Source organism: Bremerella sp. JC817 (assembly GCF_040718835.1).
GTDB lineage: Bacteria > Planctomycetota > Planctomycetia > Pirellulales > Pirellulaceae > Bremerella.
In genome coordinates, this window is sequence record NZ_JBFEFG010000280.1 from 383,996 (window position 1) to 401,012 (window position 17,017).

The window sequence follows — 17,017 nt, forward strand, 5'->3', positions numbered from 1 at the left end:
CGCTTAGCGGAAGATCTCTTTCTCGTGAAAATCTCCTTGGGGACTCATCCCCTTCTTGAGCGCCTCGCGTAGCAGGTCCTCGCCATCGCCTCGCAGCGCAAACACGGGGAAGCCAGGACTGACGTACTCGTTCCAGTATTGTTGATAGACTTCGACTGTCTCTTTGTTTCTCGCCAGCACATTGGGCACCGCGTGGACGGTCACCGTCTTGTCGACCGACTTCTCGAAATACTGTCCCAAGACCTTGGGAAGCATCTGCGAGAACCAGTTGCCTTTCACGAACTTCAGCTTCCGCGGGATGATGTAGCGTGGTCGATTGAGCGGGCCGAGTGCCTCGTGCAGCGCCGTAACAAAAACGCGGCTATCTTCGTCGTTGGCATCTTCCAGCAGGACACGAACATAGCCACCGGCACGTGACTTGGCGAGGACGTGCGGAGCCGATTTGAGCATGTCGAGCTGCACCATCGTACGGGCAATCGCTTCGCCGATCGCTTGCACCAGCGACTCGCTCGACCAGGGCTCCTTCGCCCCAGGGAAAGGCGGAAAGCCACCTTGCTCGCGCGGTGCTTCGTTGATGCGCATCTCGAGCGTATGATTCGGATTGCCTTCGTAAGGCGTACCGATCTTCCACAAGCCACGCGTCTCTCGGCGTCGCGTCACGCGCTGCAGCATATCCCGATTCAGATCACGGACCGAGCCTTCCAGCAGTTCCGGTCGCAGTTCGGTGAGCGCGGGATGAACGTGACCGACACCTTTCTCGATTACGGCATCGTCGGTCACACCAAAGATGTTTTGATGCTTCTTGATGAAACGGGCATAGTCATCCAGGCCTTTGCTGAATTCCGGAGCGAGGCACACCACGTCCCAGTTGTCGGCCAGTTTCTCCGGCTCTTGCGGATCGAGTCGGAACGATCGGCCGCGCAGCTGACGCACTGTCATGCTGGTGGTGACTGTCGTTAGATCGATCAGCACGTTGATCTTGTTGGCGTCCCAGCCTTCTCCCAGCAAGCCACGCGTCCCGACCAGGCACTTCGTCAAACCGCGTTGAAACAAATCGGTGATCATCTCGACATAAACGCGCGGGCACCAATCGCGACCACTTCCGGAAACGACATGAAAGCCAGTCTCCGCTTCGAAGGTCAACGTTGCTTCGTAGCCGGCATTGGATAGCCACAGCTTGGCGGCTTCCTCGAAGCGAGGTGACAAGTCGTCATCCACGAGAACGCTGGAACCGGTAACGAGAATCGGATTCAATTGATCGAGCTGCGGATCGCTCACCAGCACACGAAAGGCGGCGATCGCTCCGCCTGCTTCGCTGCTGAGCAGGTCTTCGACTTCTGAAATCGTAGCGGAAGTCTTCTCGAAATCGGTCACCACGACTGCCCGGATGGCTTCTCCCATCGCTGCCATTTCCGCGGTCAAAATCGGGACCAACGCGTTGGCTTTCTCGCTGGAATAGGCCAGCACGCGTCCGACCGGAGAAGCACATGCCTGGCAACCCGTTTCGGTGATTTGCACGCCGAGCATCCGCAAGCCAGAGATTACCCGTTCCGCCAAAGCACGATCTTCCGCGTTGGGCGAACGCCGCAAGGCATGCCGTACGTAGCGATCGAGCACCGGGATCACGACCGGAATCTGAGGGACTTCGTCGAGGGGCACTTCGATGACGACCGGCGGGACCTCTTCCGGCAATTTAACTTCGCGGACCTGAAGAAAGACCCGAGCCGCATCGGCGAACTCCGGATCGCGGCGATGGAACGACGCCCAGGTCTTGAAGGTACTGGTCGCATGCCGTCGCGTTTCTAGCGTTTGCAGGAGCCACGGTACCAAGGCTTTGATGCGTGGAGCCTCGTCAGCTGTCTCTGGCTCGACTGCCACAGGAACTTCAAGCGGCGGCGTTTTGGCTGGGGGTTCGTTTTCAGGGATCAGATCGTCGAATGGGTTCTCTTCGTGATAGACCGCTTCGGTTCCACCCACGTGCTGCAGCATCAACGGTTCTTCGGTCAGTGGCTCGTCCTCTTTGCCTTCGACGATCTCGGAAGTGGGGGTCGCTGGCTCGGCTTCGCCATCGTCGGAGGGCTTGGTGCAAACTTGCTCCAGGATCTCTTGCAGGTGATCGTCTGCTTGGGCCACGAAGCGCAGCTCAGCCTCGGAAGGGCGAACGAAGTACGCCAGGTCCTGGTAAGGTGCCAGGAACCCGTCGCGAACCACGGCCGGGACCGGCACATCGTGATCGATCGGTCCGAGGAACTCTTGATACCGCTGAAAGTCGGCCGGCACCTTGCCGTCGCCATCGGGCGGAGTTGCCGTGAGGCCGATCACGATCGGGTTATCGAGATACTGTCGAGCATCCGAAAGCACGCGGCCCCAATGCCCCACCAGGTGATGGCATTCGTCGAGGATCAATAGCCCGACCCCAACGTCGCGCAGTCGCTGCCAGGTCTTCAAGCAAGACTGATGCAGCATCTCGAACGATTGCCCTGCCAGGCCTGCTTCGTCCCGTACACTCTTGCGATAGGCGGACAGGCGTTCGTCGTAGTAGTCGCGATTGTGTTTTTTCAGGTCGCGAATCCAGACCTTCGCTTCGGCTGGATCTTGGGCCTGACCTTTTTCGATCAGGCGATCTTCCCACAACGACATCGCGGCATGATCGAGTCCATCGTCGCCGCGACGTGGCAACGTGACCGCTTGATAGGTGAGCGAGGTCAGAAGCTGCGGTTCTTCCGGATTGGTGCTGACCAGCATTGGCATCGGCCGGTCGGTCTCGAATAGATCGGTCCTGGCCGCCCATTGCGACTGGATGGCCGAGTTCGGACTGAGCACCAGGGCAGGGCGTTTGATCAGTTCCGCCCACAGATAAAGGCCCAGGACCGTTTTGCCAGAGCCGGGCGGGGCAACGATGTGCAGTTGATGCTCGCCGCGCGAGAGCTGCTGCTGAGCGACATCACGAACCTGAAGCTGCGATGGTCGAAGCTGGCCGCGAAATTTGATCTGGGGAAAGGTATCGCTCATGTCGCTTCCGGCCCAAGGTGATAAACATGGTAGTTCCGTGTCATTTTCCTTGCTACGGCCAGAAAGTTGAAGAGGGGCCCCGCATCAGCGAGCCCCCGCTTCTTGATCGCTAAAGTTACTCGGCTAAGTCATCCGTAGTGACCAAGCCCTGCAGTTCCCCCTTCTGATCCTCGGCAATGAAGCGGACTGAACCATCCACATTACCAACCATCGCCCCGTGGAACACCTGTTGGCTGAAGTCCATTGCCAGGAACGCTTCTGGAGAGATATCGGTCGGCTGGGACCACGGGACCGGGTTGCTGGTGTCTTCGACCACCATAACTCGGTTCGGGGCGCCACGCATGACTTCACTCAGCTTGACCCCTCGCTGGGTGTTGATCGCCGTCTTGGGACCTGCCAAGGCGACATAGGTCGTCAAACCCTGGTCCTCGAGTTCTTTCATTGCAGGATTGGTGTAGGCCCATGGCGTTTTCGCGGCAAGCTGGAGGTTGGCAGGACTGTTCCATGGCTGGTCGAAATCGTACTGGTCGTAGAGATAGTTCTCTTCGATGAAGGGCAACAGCAGCGTCCGCCACGAATGCATTGGCTTGCCATCTTCATCGGGAATGTAGGCAGGTGGAAGCGTGCCGTAGGTGTCGTGATAGTTGTGCAGTGCCAGGGCGATCATCTTCATGTTGTTGCTCGACTGCATGCGCTGGGCAGCGAGACGTGCCTGCCCCAAGGCAGGGAACACCACCAACGCAACGAGCCCGGCACAGGTCAGCATCATCGTCCCGATCACGGCGAGCACGACCAGCACAATGACCTTGGCATTTCCACGACGACGAATCATGCAATGGATCCTTTAGCGATACCGAAAAAGATTAGTTGGTCGAATCATCGTCGCAGTACACATACGAACGAATCGAAGGGGAGTCGACGTAGCCAAACCACTGGGAACTCGCATCTCCCTTCAGCAGCAGACCACCACACATCTCATTGTTACGCAGCGGGGGACGCCCCACCAGTTCTTTCGGGTGAATGTCGATAGGTTTTGTCCAGAGTTCACTCCGCCGCGGCTCGAAGACCACCATCCCCGTGAGATCGAGCCCGTCCGCTACGTCGGAAAATCGACGTCCCACGGTCGACTGCATCATGGTTCGATCGGACTTCGGATCGACGATTGCCAGACAGCACGTCTCACCCCGATTGGCCGAGGAATGTTGCGTTAGATCGGCAAACCAGTCGGGCATCTGCTGAACGAGAGGGAGATTCGTTTCGCTATCCCAAGGTTCGTCGAGTGCGAACTGCTGATAGAGCTTGCCTTCCCCCAAGTAAGGCAGAATGAGAATGCGCCACGAGTACAAAGGGCGTCCCTCTTCGTCCGTTACCATGGCAGGGGGAAGCGAGCCGTGAGCGTCGTGGTAATCGTGTAAGGCAAGACCGATCTGCTTCAGGTTGTTGGCGATTGCCCCGCGCAAGCCAAGATTGCAACTAATTGTACTGCTCGGCAAAAGGAGCCCAATCAACACGCAGATGATCGCCACGATCACCAACAATTCGATCTTAGTAGGAAAACGACCGGTCGCTGGCGACTCTTTCGCGTCTTTGGTTGGCGACTTGTAGGGGTTAGCCTCGCGCTGGTCATTCATGGCAATGTCCCTTCGACCGGAACGAAGTACGTGGACAACTGCTGCGAGGTTGGTTGGCCAAGTTCCATAACGTTGCCAGCCGAAGTGACGAAGCGCAGGGGCAAGTCTGCCTCGGGATAGTGGCTGACCTGTTGCCAAAGCTGTTTCGGAGAAAGCACCTCAGGTTTCGTCCAAATCACCGGGGCACTGGGCAGCGATACGACGATCGCCGCGTCGTTGCCCTTGGGCAGGTTGGCGGCAACGATCCGATAGGTTGTCACCCCGTTCGCTCGTTGTTGGTCGTCATGAAATGGCGAGTCAAAGCCACCAGGCATCTGCGAGATCATCTTCTGGTTCACCGGTGCATCCCAAGGCTGGCTTAAGTCGAACTGGGAGAACAGATCTTCGTGACCAAGTTCCGGCAAAATCAACACCCGCCAGGAAAGAAGCGTATTACCGTCGCTGTCGGTCACACCTTGGGGCAGGGGAGTGTGGTCCTGCGAGCGATGCTGCGTGATCGCCTCGGCCAGGCTGGTCAGGTGCAATCTCTCTTGCACCTGGCGGGCTTCGTTTCTTCCCATCTCGATGTTCGGCAGGAAGACCCATAGCAAGAACACCAAAGCCATCGTGATCAGCACGAGCAAACGAATCTTCATTGCCCTGAGTCCTTCCGGTCGGAGGTGTTTGACAAGATGCCAGCAACCGCCATGCGAGCGAGACTTGCCAGAACTGCCATCATAGCCCCCATCGGAACGAGCTCCTAGAAATTGGTCGTGCGCCATTCGGCCAACAAAGAGAGATGAGTGGCGTTCGAGGCGTCGGCTTACAAGCTGTAGCGGTCGTTCGGCGTTACAACCGGCACACTCGCCACGACTCGACCGACTGCGATAAGAAATCCAATTAGCAAAGCAGTATCAATCACATCCAACCGCTCATGTTTCGATAAGTCTATTACCTGGGCAAGGTGGGGATCTTCCTGGGTGGTTAAAGGTTTGCGAACATCGCGAGTGAACAAGACGCACGTTCACGCACGATAGTTCAGTTGAAAGTCCGGCTCTCTTACCAAAGGTGATAGCACGGCAAGATTCCAGGGAAAGCTTCTCCTCTGGACTGGGGCTAAGTTCTGATGGCCCTTTCTTGCTTCGCTTCCCGCTCTTGGTAAGAGAGACGGACTTTCAACGTTTCTTGACTCAAGCAAACCCGCTTTACGAACGGCAGTCTGCTCGTTGCGAATAGACTTCTGATCTAAACTGTTATTTGTCAGCAACTTAGGTAGCATCGATGGCGTTTTAAGCGAACTTCGGGGGCGGGTTGGCCGCGAAATGTATCTCCTGGACTGCGGCAGCGCTATAATGAGGGGAACGTTGCAACCTTCCTAAGTATCGCTTCCCACCTTCACTACTGATGGCACCTAATAACTCGGCACCTGAAGAGCTGACCGATGGCGAGATCCTCGCAGCCGTTCTGGCGGGCGATGCCGATCAGTATGCAACGATCGTGAAGCGCTACCGCCGGGCTCTGTTGAACCTGGCTTACAGTTATCTGGGCGATGCGCAGTTGGCGGAAGACGCCGTCCAGGAAGCGTTTCTCAACAGCTTCAAATGGTTGCACACCTACGACTCGCGATACAGTTTCCGAACGTGGCTGTGGCGAATCCTTCTGAACGTATGCCATCGGCTGCGAGAGAAGTCGAAGCGTCAACCGGTCAACACGACCACGCTGACCAGCGGCAGTGACGATCGCGAGCAAACGTCCATTTTGGAAACCGAAGTTCCTTGTCAGGCTTTATCGCGTTTGATCGATGGCGAACGCCGCGATCAAGTCTTGCGACTGCTCGATCAACTGACACCCATCCAAGCGGAAGCGATTCGCTTGCGGTTCTTCGGTGAGATGAAATTCCAAGAGATCGCCGATGCTCAGGAAATCGGCTTGCCGGCCGCCAAGGCACGGGTTCGCAATGGATTGTTGCAACTAGCCAAACTCATTCAGAACACGTGCCAAGAGCTCTCCGAGGAACACGTCCGATGATTCAATCGCACCATCTGCCGACCTGCGACGACGTGTTCGAAGTGTTGACCCAAGGTCCTTTTCCAACCGGGCAGCACGAAGTCGACTTCCCTGTTGAGCGGCACCTGACCGTTTGCCATAGCTGTCGCGAGCTGGCAGAAGCACTGCGCCCAGCGACAGAAATGCTAGCCGAAGGCAAGCCAGACGCCGCCGAAGAAGAATCACCGCTGCCTGCCTTTCTGACAGTTGATAGCATCCATTCCGACCGCTGCGTTGCCGACCAGCCTGAGCGACCAAAGACCGACATTCTGGCCACAATTACTGGACCGCTGATCGCGCTAGCGTTGTGCTTGATGTTAATCCTGGCGATCGACAGCAACTGGCGTGGGGAAGTTTCTGGCCCAGGCAGCTCGGTCCCGCCGATCAATCGCTTCACTTCATCGCAGTCCGTGATCGTGCCGAACTTGCCAGAGTTGGCCGTCGGCCAGGCTCCGTGTTCGTTGGCTGCCATCGACTTCGCCGTGGGCGAGGCCGCACCGGAAGCATTCACGGCAACCCACTGCTGTAGCCAATGCCATCATGCCGGCTCGCATGACGACGCCGACTCTCCGATGGTTACGCTGAAGCAGCCTCAGATGCTCGCGTTGATTGGCCGCTGCCAACATTGCCACGCTCAGTAAGCGCAGAGCGAGTGCGTAGCGGGCCGCAACGTGGCGGTTCGACTATCTTGACCAAGAAGGATGCGGAGAGCTTCTAGCCGCTCGTAGGCCGATAGACCGGGGCGGTGACCGGCTTAAGGCGACGCTGCAGCCAGACGATACCGGCACCGCAGCAAATGCCCAAGAAGGCACCAGCAACTAAGCCGCCTGTTTGCCAGAGCAGGTTGCTTCCCAACAAGGTGGCGATGGCCGATCCGGTGGCCAACCCGAGTCCCGAGCCGATGTAAAAACCGAGCTGGACTGCCTGCTTAACCGTATCCTGCGGTGCAGTGGTGGAAGAAGAGCGCGAGTCGATCACTTGCGACGTACTGCCTGAAAATTAGTTCTGTTCCGGGGAGAAGGCTTTATCTTCTCCGAAAGATAGCAATTCGACCAGGGTAGGGCAAACCCGAATTAAAAAGGCGTCATGAAATCTTCACGACGCCTTACGTTTTTTACTGGAACACCGAACGACGTGCACGATTGTCGCCACGCTTGTGGGTGATCCTACGGTGCCATAGGCAGGTTGTCTTCGATCAGCGGATGGGCAATGCCATTGGCAATGACCGCATCGTCCTCGTCGAGACCAGCCGCGACCTCGCCCTTGTCGTTGAAGAAGTAATCTTTCATCGAACCTGGCAAGTCTTCGAGACTGATAAATTCGACGTGGCCGTCATCAAACAAGATGTTGAAGCGTCCATCTTCGTGGGCTTGCGGCGTGATCTGGCCATCTTTCACGATCACCACGTCCGAGGCGACCGGATAGCGGGCGCTCCCCTTCATCAGAGGTGCTTGAAGCTTGCCATTTTCGAGATTGCCCAGATTATAGCTGTAAACGGCAGCCAAACGCTTTTGCAAACGCTCGACGTCGTCGGCCGGAGCATTGAGAAGCTGCTCGACGGTTGGCAGTTCCTGGTCGATGCCGGGACGATTCATCTCGGCACAGCGGACCGTTTCAGGATGACGGATGATTCCGTTATCGATCAGCCGTGGTGCGTACGAGCCGGCGATCGACAGGGGGCCGTTGGCGGCGATGGCCGGATATCGCTTTTCGGCGTTGCCGGTGGCGAATTCGTGCAGTGCCATGCCGACCTGGCGAAGGTTGTTTTCGCACTGGAGCCGGGCCGCCAGCATTCGAGAACTGGCCAAGGCTGGGAAGAAGATCGCCACCGCGGCAATACATGCCCCAACGGCGACCACCATATCCATCAGGGTAAATGTAGGGCGTCCGCCGCCACCAAGCGACTCGAATGCCGCGCGATTGGGGCGTTCTGGTGCGGTGGGGCTTTCTGGGACAGCGGGATCGAGGATCTCCGCGAACAGTCCTGGGTTATCCAATAAGGCACATGTTCGCGAGGCGAGTCCGGCCGGCGGGGCGGCCTCGTCGAGACCATCGGCCATGAGATGGAGATGCGATCGGAGTTGTGCGATTTCAGCCGCAGCGCGAGGGTCGCTGGCAATTTGCCGTTCGACCGAGGCTTGCTCGTGTTCGTCCAGGGCACCCATAAGGTAGCCCAACCAATGCTCACGCGTCATCGTCATCGGGTGTATAAACTTCGTTCCATGCTTCGGTAAGTTTCTGCACGGCGGTGTGCAGGCGACTTTTGACCGTCCCGACCGGAATACCCAAGATGTCGGCCGCTTCGCGGTACTTCAAACCTTGGTAGTAGACCAGCACGATCGCGGTCTTCAACGACTCCGGAAGGTCCTGAACGGCATCACGCATAACACGTTGTCGTTCCTGATCATCCATCTGCGACATCGGCCCTGGCTCTGAGCTGACCAGCAAATCGACCAGCGAACCGGTCTCTTGCTGCTCGCCCGAGCTGCCAGCGCGATCCAGGCTAACCATCTTATGGCGCTTGGTTTTACGCTGAGCATCGATCGCCTGATTCGTGGCAATCGTGTATAGCCAAGGACGGAAACGACGTCCCACCTCAAAGGTGTCGCATTTCAGGTGCACTTGCAGGAAGGCAGCCTGAAACACATCCTCCGCCATTTCGGGGTCGCCGAGGTAGCGTCGCAGGTAGTTGTACAGCTCTCGCTCGTAGCGCTGCACCAACTTCTGGAAGTAACTCCGGTTCCCCGAATCCCGATACGCCAGCAGCAAGTCCTCGTCGGACTTGGGTTGAACTAGCGATGGGTCGGAGTAACTTGACGTCATTTCAAGTGTGGCAGTTGTCATTTTCTACGAAGGTTCCCAGCAATGGTTCGAAATCCGTTTCCTGAAGGGAGCAATCTTCATACAAACCTTGAAAAAGGCTTGGCGAAGGTGCCGTTCGACCATTGCCGTGATCCATATTCTAACACGCGTGACCCCCAACCGGAGTTTTGCGTGGGCAGATGGTCGAGAATTGACAGCCCCATGACAGGCTCCTAAACTCGTCATACCCCTTATGCAACGCCCGTGCCGAAGGACAACAAATGAGTGACACCAAATACAAATGGGCCGTTGCAGGCGACGTTAACGCCTTCTTTGGCTTGATGTTAGATAATATCGCCGACCTATTGCTAACAATCGGATTGCTAGCAACAGTCTTTAACTTTCCTACAACGTTCGCGATTGAACACATGGTTCCGGGAACGGCCATGGGCGTGCTTGTAGGGGACCTGATATTCTTCTGGATGGCCCTGTCCCTGGCTAAGAAAAGTCGTCGTAACGACATAACTGCCATGCCTTTAGGGCTTGATACCCCGAGCACATTCGGCATGGTCTTTTTCGTTTTGGGGCCGTCGTTCCTGTTTGGAATCCAGGATTTACAACTGACAGCAGAAGAGGCTGCTATCCGTACGTGGCACATTGGCATTTGGTCCATTGTTATGTCCGGAATTTTCAAAGTCGGCTGTTCTTTCTGCGCGGGCTCCATTCGTAGCATCATTCCTCGCGCTGGCTTGCTAGGATCGCTAGCCGCGATTGCATTGGTGCTGATTAGCTTCCTCCCGTTTGTCGAGGCGATGCACTTTCCGCTGGTCGGCATGACGGCCCTGTCGATCATTCTGGTGACCTTGGTTGCCCGGATTCATTTGCCTTGGAACATCCCCGGAGCGTTCGCCGCGCTGGCCGTTTCCGGAACCATCTATTACGTGATGTATGGCCTGGGCATGCTTGGGGCGACCCCGGAAGGGATGAATTTTCGTCCGGAAGATGCCTTGATGCCGACCGGCTGGCTCTCGGCGTTTCACTTCCGATGGCTCAACTGGACTTCCTTTATGGAAGCTGCCGCTTATTTGCCGATCGTCCTTCCGTTTGCCTTGGGCACGGTGATCGGCGGGATCGACTGTGTCGAAAGCGCTGCGGCATCCGGCGATGAGTACAACACCAATCACATCGTTGGCGTTGAAGCGTTGGCGACGCTGATCGCCGGCTTGTGCGGGGGCGTGATTCAAACGACACCTTACATCGGGCATCCTGCTTACAAAGCGATGGGGGGCCGGGCCGCTTTTACGCTGGCGACCGCCTTTTTTGTCGGCGGGGCAGGGGTGCTCGGCTACTTCGGGTATCTCTACTGGGCGATCCCCAAGCCGACTGTCTTTCCGATCCTCGTTTTCATCGGGCTCGAGATCACTTCGCAAAGCTTCCTGGCGACGCCCCGACGGCATTACCCGGCGGTTTCGATTGCTTGTATTCCGGCCCTCGCGGCGATGGTGCTGATCTTCATGGGGGACCTTCAAGGCCAATACACCAGCATGTCGTTCGAGATGAAAGGACAGATCTCCGCGATGGTCGAAGCAGGTCATCTCGACGACGAAGGGGCGAAGCAGATGACGGCGTTATCGGACAAGCTGTTCGACTACAGCCAGGGTGATATCCAGTCTGCTCCCGACGAACATGGCCATTCGCATCCATCGGAAACCGCGGTGAAGATGCAAACCCTGCGGACCCTATCTGGCGGGTTCGTGCTGACCGCTATGCTGTGGGCCGCGATTCTGGCGTACATCATCGATCGTCGATTGATGATGGCGGCAGCCTTTGCCGGGGTGTGTGCGATCTTCAGCCTCTTCGGGCTCATTCACTCACCGTTTCCCAGTGGTAAACTGGTACTGGGCTGGGATGTCCCTGACATGCCAGTTTCCGCCGCCGGTCAGGGACCTATGTATATGATGGGGGCCTACTTGTGCATGGCGGTCGTTCTGATGGTGTGTGCGGCCCTAGCGAAAGAATCGAGCCCGCCAGAGCATCCGGAACACGAATCAGCCTAAGCGATCCTGCGAGTTTCGCACCTACTTCCCACACGGAAAGCCACCTCCCATGCTCGAGCGCATTCTCGAACCTGAATACATGGACTCGCCACAAGAGGCCATGGACTACGACGACATGGACCACGAAACGGTCAACGAAGCGTTCGTGACCGATCTGCTGACTTACCTGGGAGTGACGCCTGATCCCGAGGCGGCCGAGATGATCGACATCCTCGATCTGGGCACCGGTACCGCTCGCATTCCGATCGTCCTGGCCGACCGCATTCCGCAGTGCCGAATCATGGGGGCCGATGCCTCGATCGCAATGCTGGACGTGGCGAAGATCAACATCGACATTGCCTGCGTCACCGATCGCGTGCAGTTGGTGAAGCTCGACGCTAAGCAGATCGACTACGAAGACGAGTTCTTCACCGGTGTGATGTCCAACAGCATCGTCCACCATATCCCGGAACCGCAAGCCGCCCTCGCCGAGAGCGTTCGTGTGGTTGTCCCTGGCGGATGGCTTTTCTTCCGCGATCTATTGCGGCCAGAAACCGACGAGCAGTTGCAGCACCTGGTCGAAACCTATTGCGGCGGTGAGACCGATTCGGCCAAGAAGATGTTCGCCGATTCGCTGCACGCGGCCCTCTCGTTGGACGAAATTCGAGGCCTGGTTTCAGCCCTTGGATTCGATCCGGAAACGGTCCAGCAGACGACTGACCGTCATTGGACCTGGGCGGCACGAAAGCCGGCATAACCACTACATCCGGCAACTTGACCAATCGACTGGCAAATGTTGTGGCAATTCTAGCGAGTTGCCTCCCACGTCTGGGCTTACGCCCACCTACGATAAATTTCGTAGTGCGTGGTTACGTGATCCAACCTGGGTGATGTTCCTGGAGGAACATCGGGAGGGTCACGCTCCATCTTCAGTCGATTGAAATTGTTATGTCTACCGATTGCCCGTCGAGCGACGCGATGTCGCTGACGAGCGGAGAGCCTCTGGCCAACACCGTTGTCGTTTCCGATATCGATCGCTCTTCATCTCTGCTGATCGAATGGGAACGCCTTGCCGGAGCGCGCCTGTTTCTGGGACCACGCTGGCTGCTGAGTTGGTGGGATCATTTCCGCCAGCCTGGCGATCAACTGCACATCGTCACCGTCCGCGATCCCGATGGCTGGCTGATTGGCCTCGCCCCGTGGTATCGCCGCCAAACCTGGTGGGGCGGAAACGAGATCCAGTTCCTTGGCTCCGGCGAAGTCTGTAGCGACTACCTTTCGATTTTGGCCAAGCCTGGCGAAGAAACGACCGTCGTACGCGCGGTCTCGAACTTCGTGGAAGAGGCGATGCTCGGCATCGACCGATTCTACCTCGAAGGGATCGAAGCGGACGACGCCGTGATGCGTCAGTTCGTCGCGGCCATGCAATCGCATCAGTTCGATGTCAGCCAACGCGAATGCCTCGAAGGGTATCGTTTGGAACTACCCACCCAGTGGGAAGGATGGCTCTCGCAGCTTTCCAAATCGAGACGCAACCGCGTACGCCAACTGTGGCGAAATCAGTTCGATACCGGCGTCGCCAAGATCCAAGTTGCCGACGAAACGACGCTCGACAAAGGGTTCGCGATCCTGGTCGACCTGCATCAGCACCGTCGCAATCAGCTCGGTCAAGCTGGCTGCTTTGCCTCGACGCGGTTTCATGACTTCTTGAAGCAGGCCGCAATCGAACACCTGAAAGCGGGGCAACTTCGTCTGCAGTGGATCGAGCTCGAAGGGAAGCCCGTCGCGGCGGAACTCGACTTGATGGAAGGCGAGAACTACCTCCATTACTGCTCGGGCATGGCCATCGACTGCGAACACGCACGTCCAGGTTGGCTCGGCGTGACGGCGGCGATACGCTATGCCATTGAATCAGGCCGCACCAATTTCGACTTCCTCCGTGGCGACGAAGGCTATAAGAGTCACTGGCGTGGCCAGCCAGTCGCGATGATCAATGTCGAACTGGTCCCACCGAAGTTCCGAGCTCAGGCCCGCTATCGATTCCGCTCGATGGTCGATCTGGCCAAGCAACATGCCAAGCGAGTTCTTCATCGCCCGGCAAAATCGGCACAACCTGCCTCCGGTTCATCGGACCACGACTAACAACTCGATGAAAGGAGCAGGGCAACGTTGCTAGCTCTTTTTTCTCGAGGTGTCGTTCATGAATCATAAGGCCTGGGCGATTCATTTCATTTACGCTGGCGTGATCTTACTTCTCGCTGGCGGTCAAATGTATGCCGTTGAATCGTATCAGCTCACGCCGTCTGCCACCAAGTTCCTGGCTCACAATGTGGGACCAGGGCCTGAGACCGCTCGCGGTGCGATCAATCATTTCATGGTGAACTCGAATACCGGCGTTCGCGAAACGATCACGCCACCCGGCTGGGTTGCCTGGGCAGCTTTAAGTGCCGGTGCGGTCCTATCCGTGCATGGCGGCATGCTGATCGCCAACAAGCGATAACCTCGACGGCCCGATCGATCGTATACTGAGGTCTGCCCAGCCACACCTTTCCGCCAGGCCGTCCGATGATGAAACCCACCCCCCAAGAGCTCGCCGAGCAGCATACCGACGAAGCGATTGCCGCACACATTGCTGGCCCTGGCGTGGATGGATTCGCAGGCGACTTTGTCCTGGGGGGCGTCGATGGAGCTGTGACTACCTTCGCGATTGTTGCCGGAACTGCCGGAGCCAACTTCGGTGTGACGGTCGCCATCATTCTGGGGATCGCGAATCTGCTGGCCGATGGTTTCAGCATGGCGATCAGCAACTACCTGAAAGCACGCAGCGATCAGATGCAACTGCAAAAGTATCGTTGGCTCGAGAACCTTCACATCCAGAAGCTGCCTGATCGCGAGCGGGAAGAGATCCGCCAGATCTTCGCTGCCAAAGGGTTCGAGGGAGAACTGCTCGAACAAGTTGTCGAGACCATCTGCCAGGATCAACATCGCTGGGTCGATACGATGCTGGTTGAAGAATGGGGCTTACGTCTGCAGCCACCCACGCCCTGGAAGTCGGGTCTGGTGACCTTCAGCGGATTCGTCCTTGCCGGTTCGATTCCGTTGATCCCTCTACCATTTGCGCATTTAGGATTCGATCCTTCGCACATCTTTCTTACCAGCGCCCTCTTAACGGGCCTGGCGTTTGTGCTGATTGGTATCTTCCGCGCCAAGGTCGTTCAGGAAGGCATCGCGTCCTCCGTTTCTGAAACGGTGATCACCGGCGGCTCGGCAGCAGCGATTGCCTTTGGAGTGGGGGTTTTGCTGGATCGATTCCTGCAAACGTAACCCCAGTCGGACGGGTAGGATGCTGTCACTCCTTTCCCGCGCATGCCCCTGGGAAATGGGCGAGAAACGTTTGCCCCGGCAGGCCCGAAGGTGGAGAATAGAAGTTAACACTTCGCCTTGGAATGCAGTGCGACGACACCCCCTCCGCCTCTTCCCAGTTCCGGTTATCCGGGTCGCCTCTCTCGCCCCAAGGTAAGCTTGATTCGAGACGAATTTCCGCTGCGTTTTGCATCGATTCTTGAGAACTCCGCTCTTGTGAAATTCGTAACAAATAACAGAGAGCTGAAGGTTTGAGAGAAGCTCAAACCGACACACCCATGGAGAAGGAGTCGCGCCATGAACTTTCAACGAATTCTCTTTCCGACCGACTTTTCCCACTGCGGCGATGCGGCGATGCACCTGGCAACCGCACTGGCACGTGATAGTGGCGGAACGATCATCATCGCCCACGTCGAAGAACCGCCCACGGTCTACGGCACCGGCGAAATGTATTACGGCATGCTCGATCCGTCTCCGGACGATCTGAAACGCATGCTCCACGAAATCAAACCGAGCTCGCCCGAGGTTCCGGTCGAATACCGGCTGGTCACTGGCGATCCCTCGACCGCGATTTGCCGTCTGGCAGCGGAAGAGAATGTGGACCTCATTGTTCTAGGAACGCACGGCCGAACGGGCCTGCTACATATGTTGATTGGAAGTACGGCGGAATCGATCGTACGTCATGCCAAGTGTCCCGTGCTGACGTTCAAGCAGCCGCCTGACTCCACCTGATTCCTTACCCCATCTTGAACATCCCTGAAAAGGGAAGGAGGTGTGCGATGTCCGACAACACTTATCTCACGGGAGGAAACAAATCCTTCTACCTGCATTTCGCTTTTGAACATGAAGGACTCGATTGTGCGATCCACGATCTGCAACGAAGCCTTCGCGGCCCAACCAAGGGGCTGACCACACCTCAACTTTCCTTGCGTCTGGTGCAACTCCACGAGTTGATGACCAAGCACTTTCAGGAAGAAGAAGAAGGATGCTTCGACGAGATCTGTGCCCAGCATCCGCATATGTGCCCGGCGACTCGCCAGATGGAAACGACGCATCGAAACTTGATGCAACAAATCGACTCGCTGATCGATACCCTGGAGGCAGACAAAATCAGCGAAAACTGGAAAGAACAGTTTGACAAGTTCGTCACGGCAATGAAGGAGCACGAGGACGAAGAGAAAGCGTTCGTCCGTCGCGGGCTGGAACTGAGCGAAGAATAGCCCTGGCTGTTATGCCCAGTTGTCGTTCGCTAACATAGGACGCGATGCCCCATAAGAGACTGCCTGACGAGAGTTAGCAAAGGAGATTGCCAATGTCTTGGATTACGAAACCTCCGGTTGTGGTTCCTTACGACTTCTCGGAAGATGCCAAGGGAGCCGTCGACATGGCAATTTCCATGCTGGGTGGCAGTGAAGGGGTTCACCTGATTCATGTCCTCGGCGAACTTTCTCCAGCCGAACCTGGCGAGGTCTGGCACACGGTCGACGAGAATACCCGGACGCATCACGCGACGACGTCGATCCGCAAAAGCCTGGCCGACGAGAAGTACAAGGACCTGAAGATCTCGGTTGCCTTCGGCGATCCTGGCGAACAGATCTGTCACTTCGCCGACGAACTGAAGGCCAACGCGATCTTGATTCCATCGCACGGTCGCTCGTCGATCATGCGCGTGCTGGTCGGTTCGGTTGCCGATCGTGTTGTTCGCCTGGCCAACTGCCCGGTGATCGTGCTGAAGAAGCCCCGCAAGTAAATCAGAGAATCGACGTTCGAGTGAGCCATGAACGACTCGGCGGATGAAAACCGCTCTAGCCCGTTCGATTCTTCCAGCGAGGGTTCGCCACGCCAGCGAACCCATCGCTGGCTCTGGTTCTGGGCAGGCTTCGGCGTGTCTTATGTCGGCCTGCTGTGCTTCTTCCAGGTCGACATCCAGACCGAGACCGGCATTCGGTCGGTCCCGCTCTGGCAAAACTACACCCATCTGCTCTCTCGCCCAGGCGTTTCATCTGACCTGCTGGGCGAATTCGGCATTCCCCTCGGCATGGCAACGATTGTTGGGGGCCTTTTAAGCTGGGTCACACGAGATCTGGCTTGAGATCTTGAGACAACACGTTGTCACTCTGATAACAAACGAGCTGCTGGCACAAATCT

Annotated in this window: 18 protein-coding genes; 11 read left to right on the forward strand and 7 right to left on the reverse strand. The window is 57.1% G+C overall.

The features are described 5' to 3' along the window. Window positions 1–3: 3 nt before the first annotated feature. The 4 genes from AB1L30_RS19830 to AB1L30_RS19845 all read right to left on the reverse strand — a co-directional run bounded on the left by AB1L30_RS19830 (window position 4) and on the right by AB1L30_RS19845 (window position 5,278). The gene (locus AB1L30_RS19830) at window positions 4–3,012 is read right to left on the reverse strand and encodes a DEAD/DEAH box helicase family protein (protein WP_367015278.1); all 3,009 of its coding nucleotides are present in this window, start codon (window positions 3,010–3,012) and stop codon (window positions 4–6) included. A 115-nt stretch (window positions 3,013–3,127) separates the two neighbouring features. After that, window positions 3,128–3,844 (reverse strand): DUF1559 domain-containing protein, encoded by a 717-nt coding sequence (locus AB1L30_RS19835; RefSeq protein ID WP_367015280.1) that lies wholly within the window; start codon window positions 3,842–3,844, stop codon window positions 3,128–3,130. Window positions 3,845–3,875: 31 nt separating this feature from the next. Further along, window positions 3,876–4,643 carry a DUF1559 domain-containing protein gene (locus AB1L30_RS19840; protein WP_367015282.1) on the reverse strand — a complete coding sequence of 256 codons (768 nt, stop codon included), beginning with the start codon at window positions 4,641–4,643 and terminating at the stop codon, window positions 3,876–3,878. After that, window positions 4,640–5,278: a DUF1559 domain-containing protein gene (locus tag AB1L30_RS19845; RefSeq protein ID WP_367015284.1), complete on the reverse strand. Its 639-nt coding sequence runs from the start codon at window positions 5,276–5,278 to the stop codon at window positions 4,640–4,642. Before AB1L30_RS19845 ends, AB1L30_RS19840 begins: the two co-directional genes overlap by 4 nt. 748 nt (window positions 5,279–6,026) lie before the next feature. Here AB1L30_RS19845 and AB1L30_RS19850 point away from each other — a divergent pair. Together AB1L30_RS19850 and AB1L30_RS19855 are read left to right on the forward strand one after the other, a co-directional pair. Beyond that, on the forward strand, window positions 6,027–6,650 hold the full coding sequence (locus tag AB1L30_RS19850; RefSeq protein ID WP_367015286.1) for an RNA polymerase sigma factor: 624 nt from the start codon (window positions 6,027–6,029) through the stop codon (window positions 6,648–6,650). Next, on the forward strand, window positions 6,647–7,309 hold the full coding sequence (locus AB1L30_RS19855; protein ID WP_367015288.1) for a hypothetical protein: 663 nt from the start codon (window positions 6,647–6,649) through the stop codon (window positions 7,307–7,309). The genes AB1L30_RS19850 and AB1L30_RS19855 overlap by 4 nt, the downstream gene beginning before the upstream one ends. A 73-nt stretch (window positions 7,310–7,382) precedes the next feature. Here the strand turns inward: AB1L30_RS19855 and AB1L30_RS19860 are convergent, their stop codons facing one another. From AB1L30_RS19860 to AB1L30_RS19870, 3 genes are all read right to left on the reverse strand, one after another. After that, the gene (locus AB1L30_RS19860) at window positions 7,383–7,553 is read right to left on the reverse strand and encodes a hypothetical protein (protein ID WP_367015290.1); all 171 of its coding nucleotides are present in this window, start codon (window positions 7,551–7,553) and stop codon (window positions 7,383–7,385) included. Between the two features lie 281 nt (window positions 7,554–7,834). After that, window positions 7,835–8,869: a hypothetical protein gene (locus tag AB1L30_RS19865; RefSeq protein WP_367015292.1), complete on the reverse strand. Its 1,035-nt coding sequence runs from the start codon at window positions 8,867–8,869 to the stop codon at window positions 7,835–7,837. Beyond that, window positions 8,853–9,512: an RNA polymerase sigma factor gene (locus AB1L30_RS19870; protein WP_345089859.1), complete on the reverse strand. Its 660-nt coding sequence runs from the start codon at window positions 9,510–9,512 to the stop codon at window positions 8,853–8,855. Before AB1L30_RS19870 ends, AB1L30_RS19865 begins: the two co-directional genes overlap by 17 nt. Window positions 9,513–10,249: 737 nt before the next feature. Between AB1L30_RS19870 and AB1L30_RS19875 the strand changes: the two genes are divergently transcribed. The 9 genes from AB1L30_RS19875 (at window position 10,250) to AB1L30_RS19915 (ending at window position 16,961) form a co-directional block, all read left to right on the forward strand. Beyond that, window positions 10,250–11,527: a hypothetical protein gene (locus AB1L30_RS19875; protein WP_367015294.1), complete on the forward strand. Its 1,278-nt coding sequence runs from the start codon at window positions 10,250–10,252 to the stop codon at window positions 11,525–11,527. A 49-nt stretch (window positions 11,528–11,576) separates the two neighbouring features. Beyond that, the gene (locus tag AB1L30_RS19880) at window positions 11,577–12,263 is read left to right on the forward strand and encodes a class I SAM-dependent methyltransferase (RefSeq protein WP_367015296.1); all 687 of its coding nucleotides are present in this window, start codon (window positions 11,577–11,579) and stop codon (window positions 12,261–12,263) included. 191 nt (window positions 12,264–12,454) lie between these two features. After that, window positions 12,455–13,648 carry a GNAT family N-acetyltransferase gene (locus tag AB1L30_RS19885; protein ID WP_367015298.1) on the forward strand — a complete coding sequence of 398 codons (1,194 nt, stop codon included), beginning with the start codon at window positions 12,455–12,457 and terminating at the stop codon, window positions 13,646–13,648. A gap of 58 nt (window positions 13,649–13,706) precedes the next feature. After that, window positions 13,707–14,006 (forward strand): hypothetical protein, encoded by a 300-nt coding sequence (locus tag AB1L30_RS19890; RefSeq protein ID WP_367015300.1) that lies wholly within the window; start codon window positions 13,707–13,709, stop codon window positions 14,004–14,006. A gap of 65 nt (window positions 14,007–14,071) precedes the next feature. Then, window positions 14,072–14,830: a VIT1/CCC1 transporter family protein gene (locus tag AB1L30_RS19895; RefSeq protein WP_367015302.1), complete on the forward strand. Its 759-nt coding sequence runs from the start codon at window positions 14,072–14,074 to the stop codon at window positions 14,828–14,830. 336 nt (window positions 14,831–15,166) lie between these two features. Next, on the forward strand, window positions 15,167–15,601 hold the full coding sequence (locus tag AB1L30_RS19900; RefSeq protein WP_345089841.1) for a universal stress protein: 435 nt from the start codon (window positions 15,167–15,169) through the stop codon (window positions 15,599–15,601). A 47-nt stretch (window positions 15,602–15,648) separates the two neighbouring features. Continuing rightward, entirely contained in the window at window positions 15,649–16,089 is a 441-nt protein-coding gene (locus AB1L30_RS19905) for a hemerythrin domain-containing protein (RefSeq protein WP_367015304.1), read from the forward strand. Between the two features lie 92 nt (window positions 16,090–16,181). Beyond that, complete coding sequence (locus AB1L30_RS19910) at window positions 16,182–16,619, forward strand: universal stress protein (protein ID WP_367015306.1); 438 nt, start codon at window positions 16,182–16,184, stop codon at window positions 16,617–16,619. 27 nt (window positions 16,620–16,646) lie between these two features. Further along, window positions 16,647–16,961 carry a hypothetical protein gene (locus AB1L30_RS19915; RefSeq protein WP_367015308.1) on the forward strand — a complete coding sequence of 105 codons (315 nt, stop codon included), beginning with the start codon at window positions 16,647–16,649 and terminating at the stop codon, window positions 16,959–16,961. The last annotated feature ends 56 nt before the right edge of the window (window positions 16,962–17,017 follow it).

Bases quoted from the DNA above. Each gene is read 5' to 3' on its own strand.
- AB1L30_RS19850 (WP_367015286.1), top strand. From the start codon at position 6,027: ATGGCACCTAATAACTCGGCACCTGAAGAGCTGACCGATGGCGAGATC.
- AB1L30_RS19910 (WP_367015306.1), top strand. From the start codon at position 16,182: ATGTCTTGGATTACGAAACCTCCGGTTGTGGTTCCTTACGACTTCTCG.
- AB1L30_RS19895 (WP_367015302.1), top strand. From the start codon at position 14,072: ATGATGAAACCCACCCCCCAAGAGCTCGCCGAGCAGCATACCGACGAA.
- AB1L30_RS19830 (WP_367015278.1), bottom strand. From the start codon at position 3,012: ATGAGCGATACCTTTCCCCAGATCAAATTTCGCGGCCAGCTTCGACCA.
- AB1L30_RS19915 (WP_367015308.1), top strand. From the start codon at position 16,647: ATGAACGACTCGGCGGATGAAAACCGCTCTAGCCCGTTCGATTCTTCC.
- AB1L30_RS19890 (WP_367015300.1), top strand. From the start codon at position 13,707: ATGAATCATAAGGCCTGGGCGATTCATTTCATTTACGCTGGCGTGATC.
- AB1L30_RS19880 (WP_367015296.1), top strand. From the start codon at position 11,577: ATGCTCGAGCGCATTCTCGAACCTGAATACATGGACTCGCCACAAGAG.
- AB1L30_RS19885 (WP_367015298.1), top strand. From the start codon at position 12,455: ATGTCTACCGATTGCCCGTCGAGCGACGCGATGTCGCTGACGAGCGGA.
- AB1L30_RS19855 (WP_367015288.1), top strand. From the start codon at position 6,647: ATGATTCAATCGCACCATCTGCCGACCTGCGACGACGTGTTCGAAGTG.
- AB1L30_RS19865 (WP_367015292.1), bottom strand. From the start codon at position 8,869: ATGACGATGACGCGTGAGCATTGGTTGGGCTACCTTATGGGTGCCCTG.
- AB1L30_RS19870 (WP_345089859.1), bottom strand. From the start codon at position 9,512: ATGACAACTGCCACACTTGAAATGACGTCAAGTTACTCCGACCCATCG.
- AB1L30_RS19845 (WP_367015284.1), bottom strand. From the start codon at position 5,278: ATGAAGATTCGTTTGCTCGTGCTGATCACGATGGCTTTGGTGTTCTTG.
- AB1L30_RS19835 (WP_367015280.1), bottom strand. From the start codon at position 3,844: ATGATTCGTCGTCGTGGAAATGCCAAGGTCATTGTGCTGGTCGTGCTC.
- AB1L30_RS19840 (WP_367015282.1), bottom strand. From the start codon at position 4,643: ATGAATGACCAGCGCGAGGCTAACCCCTACAAGTCGCCAACCAAAGAC.
- AB1L30_RS19900 (WP_345089841.1), top strand. From the start codon at position 15,167: ATGAACTTTCAACGAATTCTCTTTCCGACCGACTTTTCCCACTGCGGC.
- AB1L30_RS19905 (WP_367015304.1), top strand. From the start codon at position 15,649: ATGTCCGACAACACTTATCTCACGGGAGGAAACAAATCCTTCTACCTG.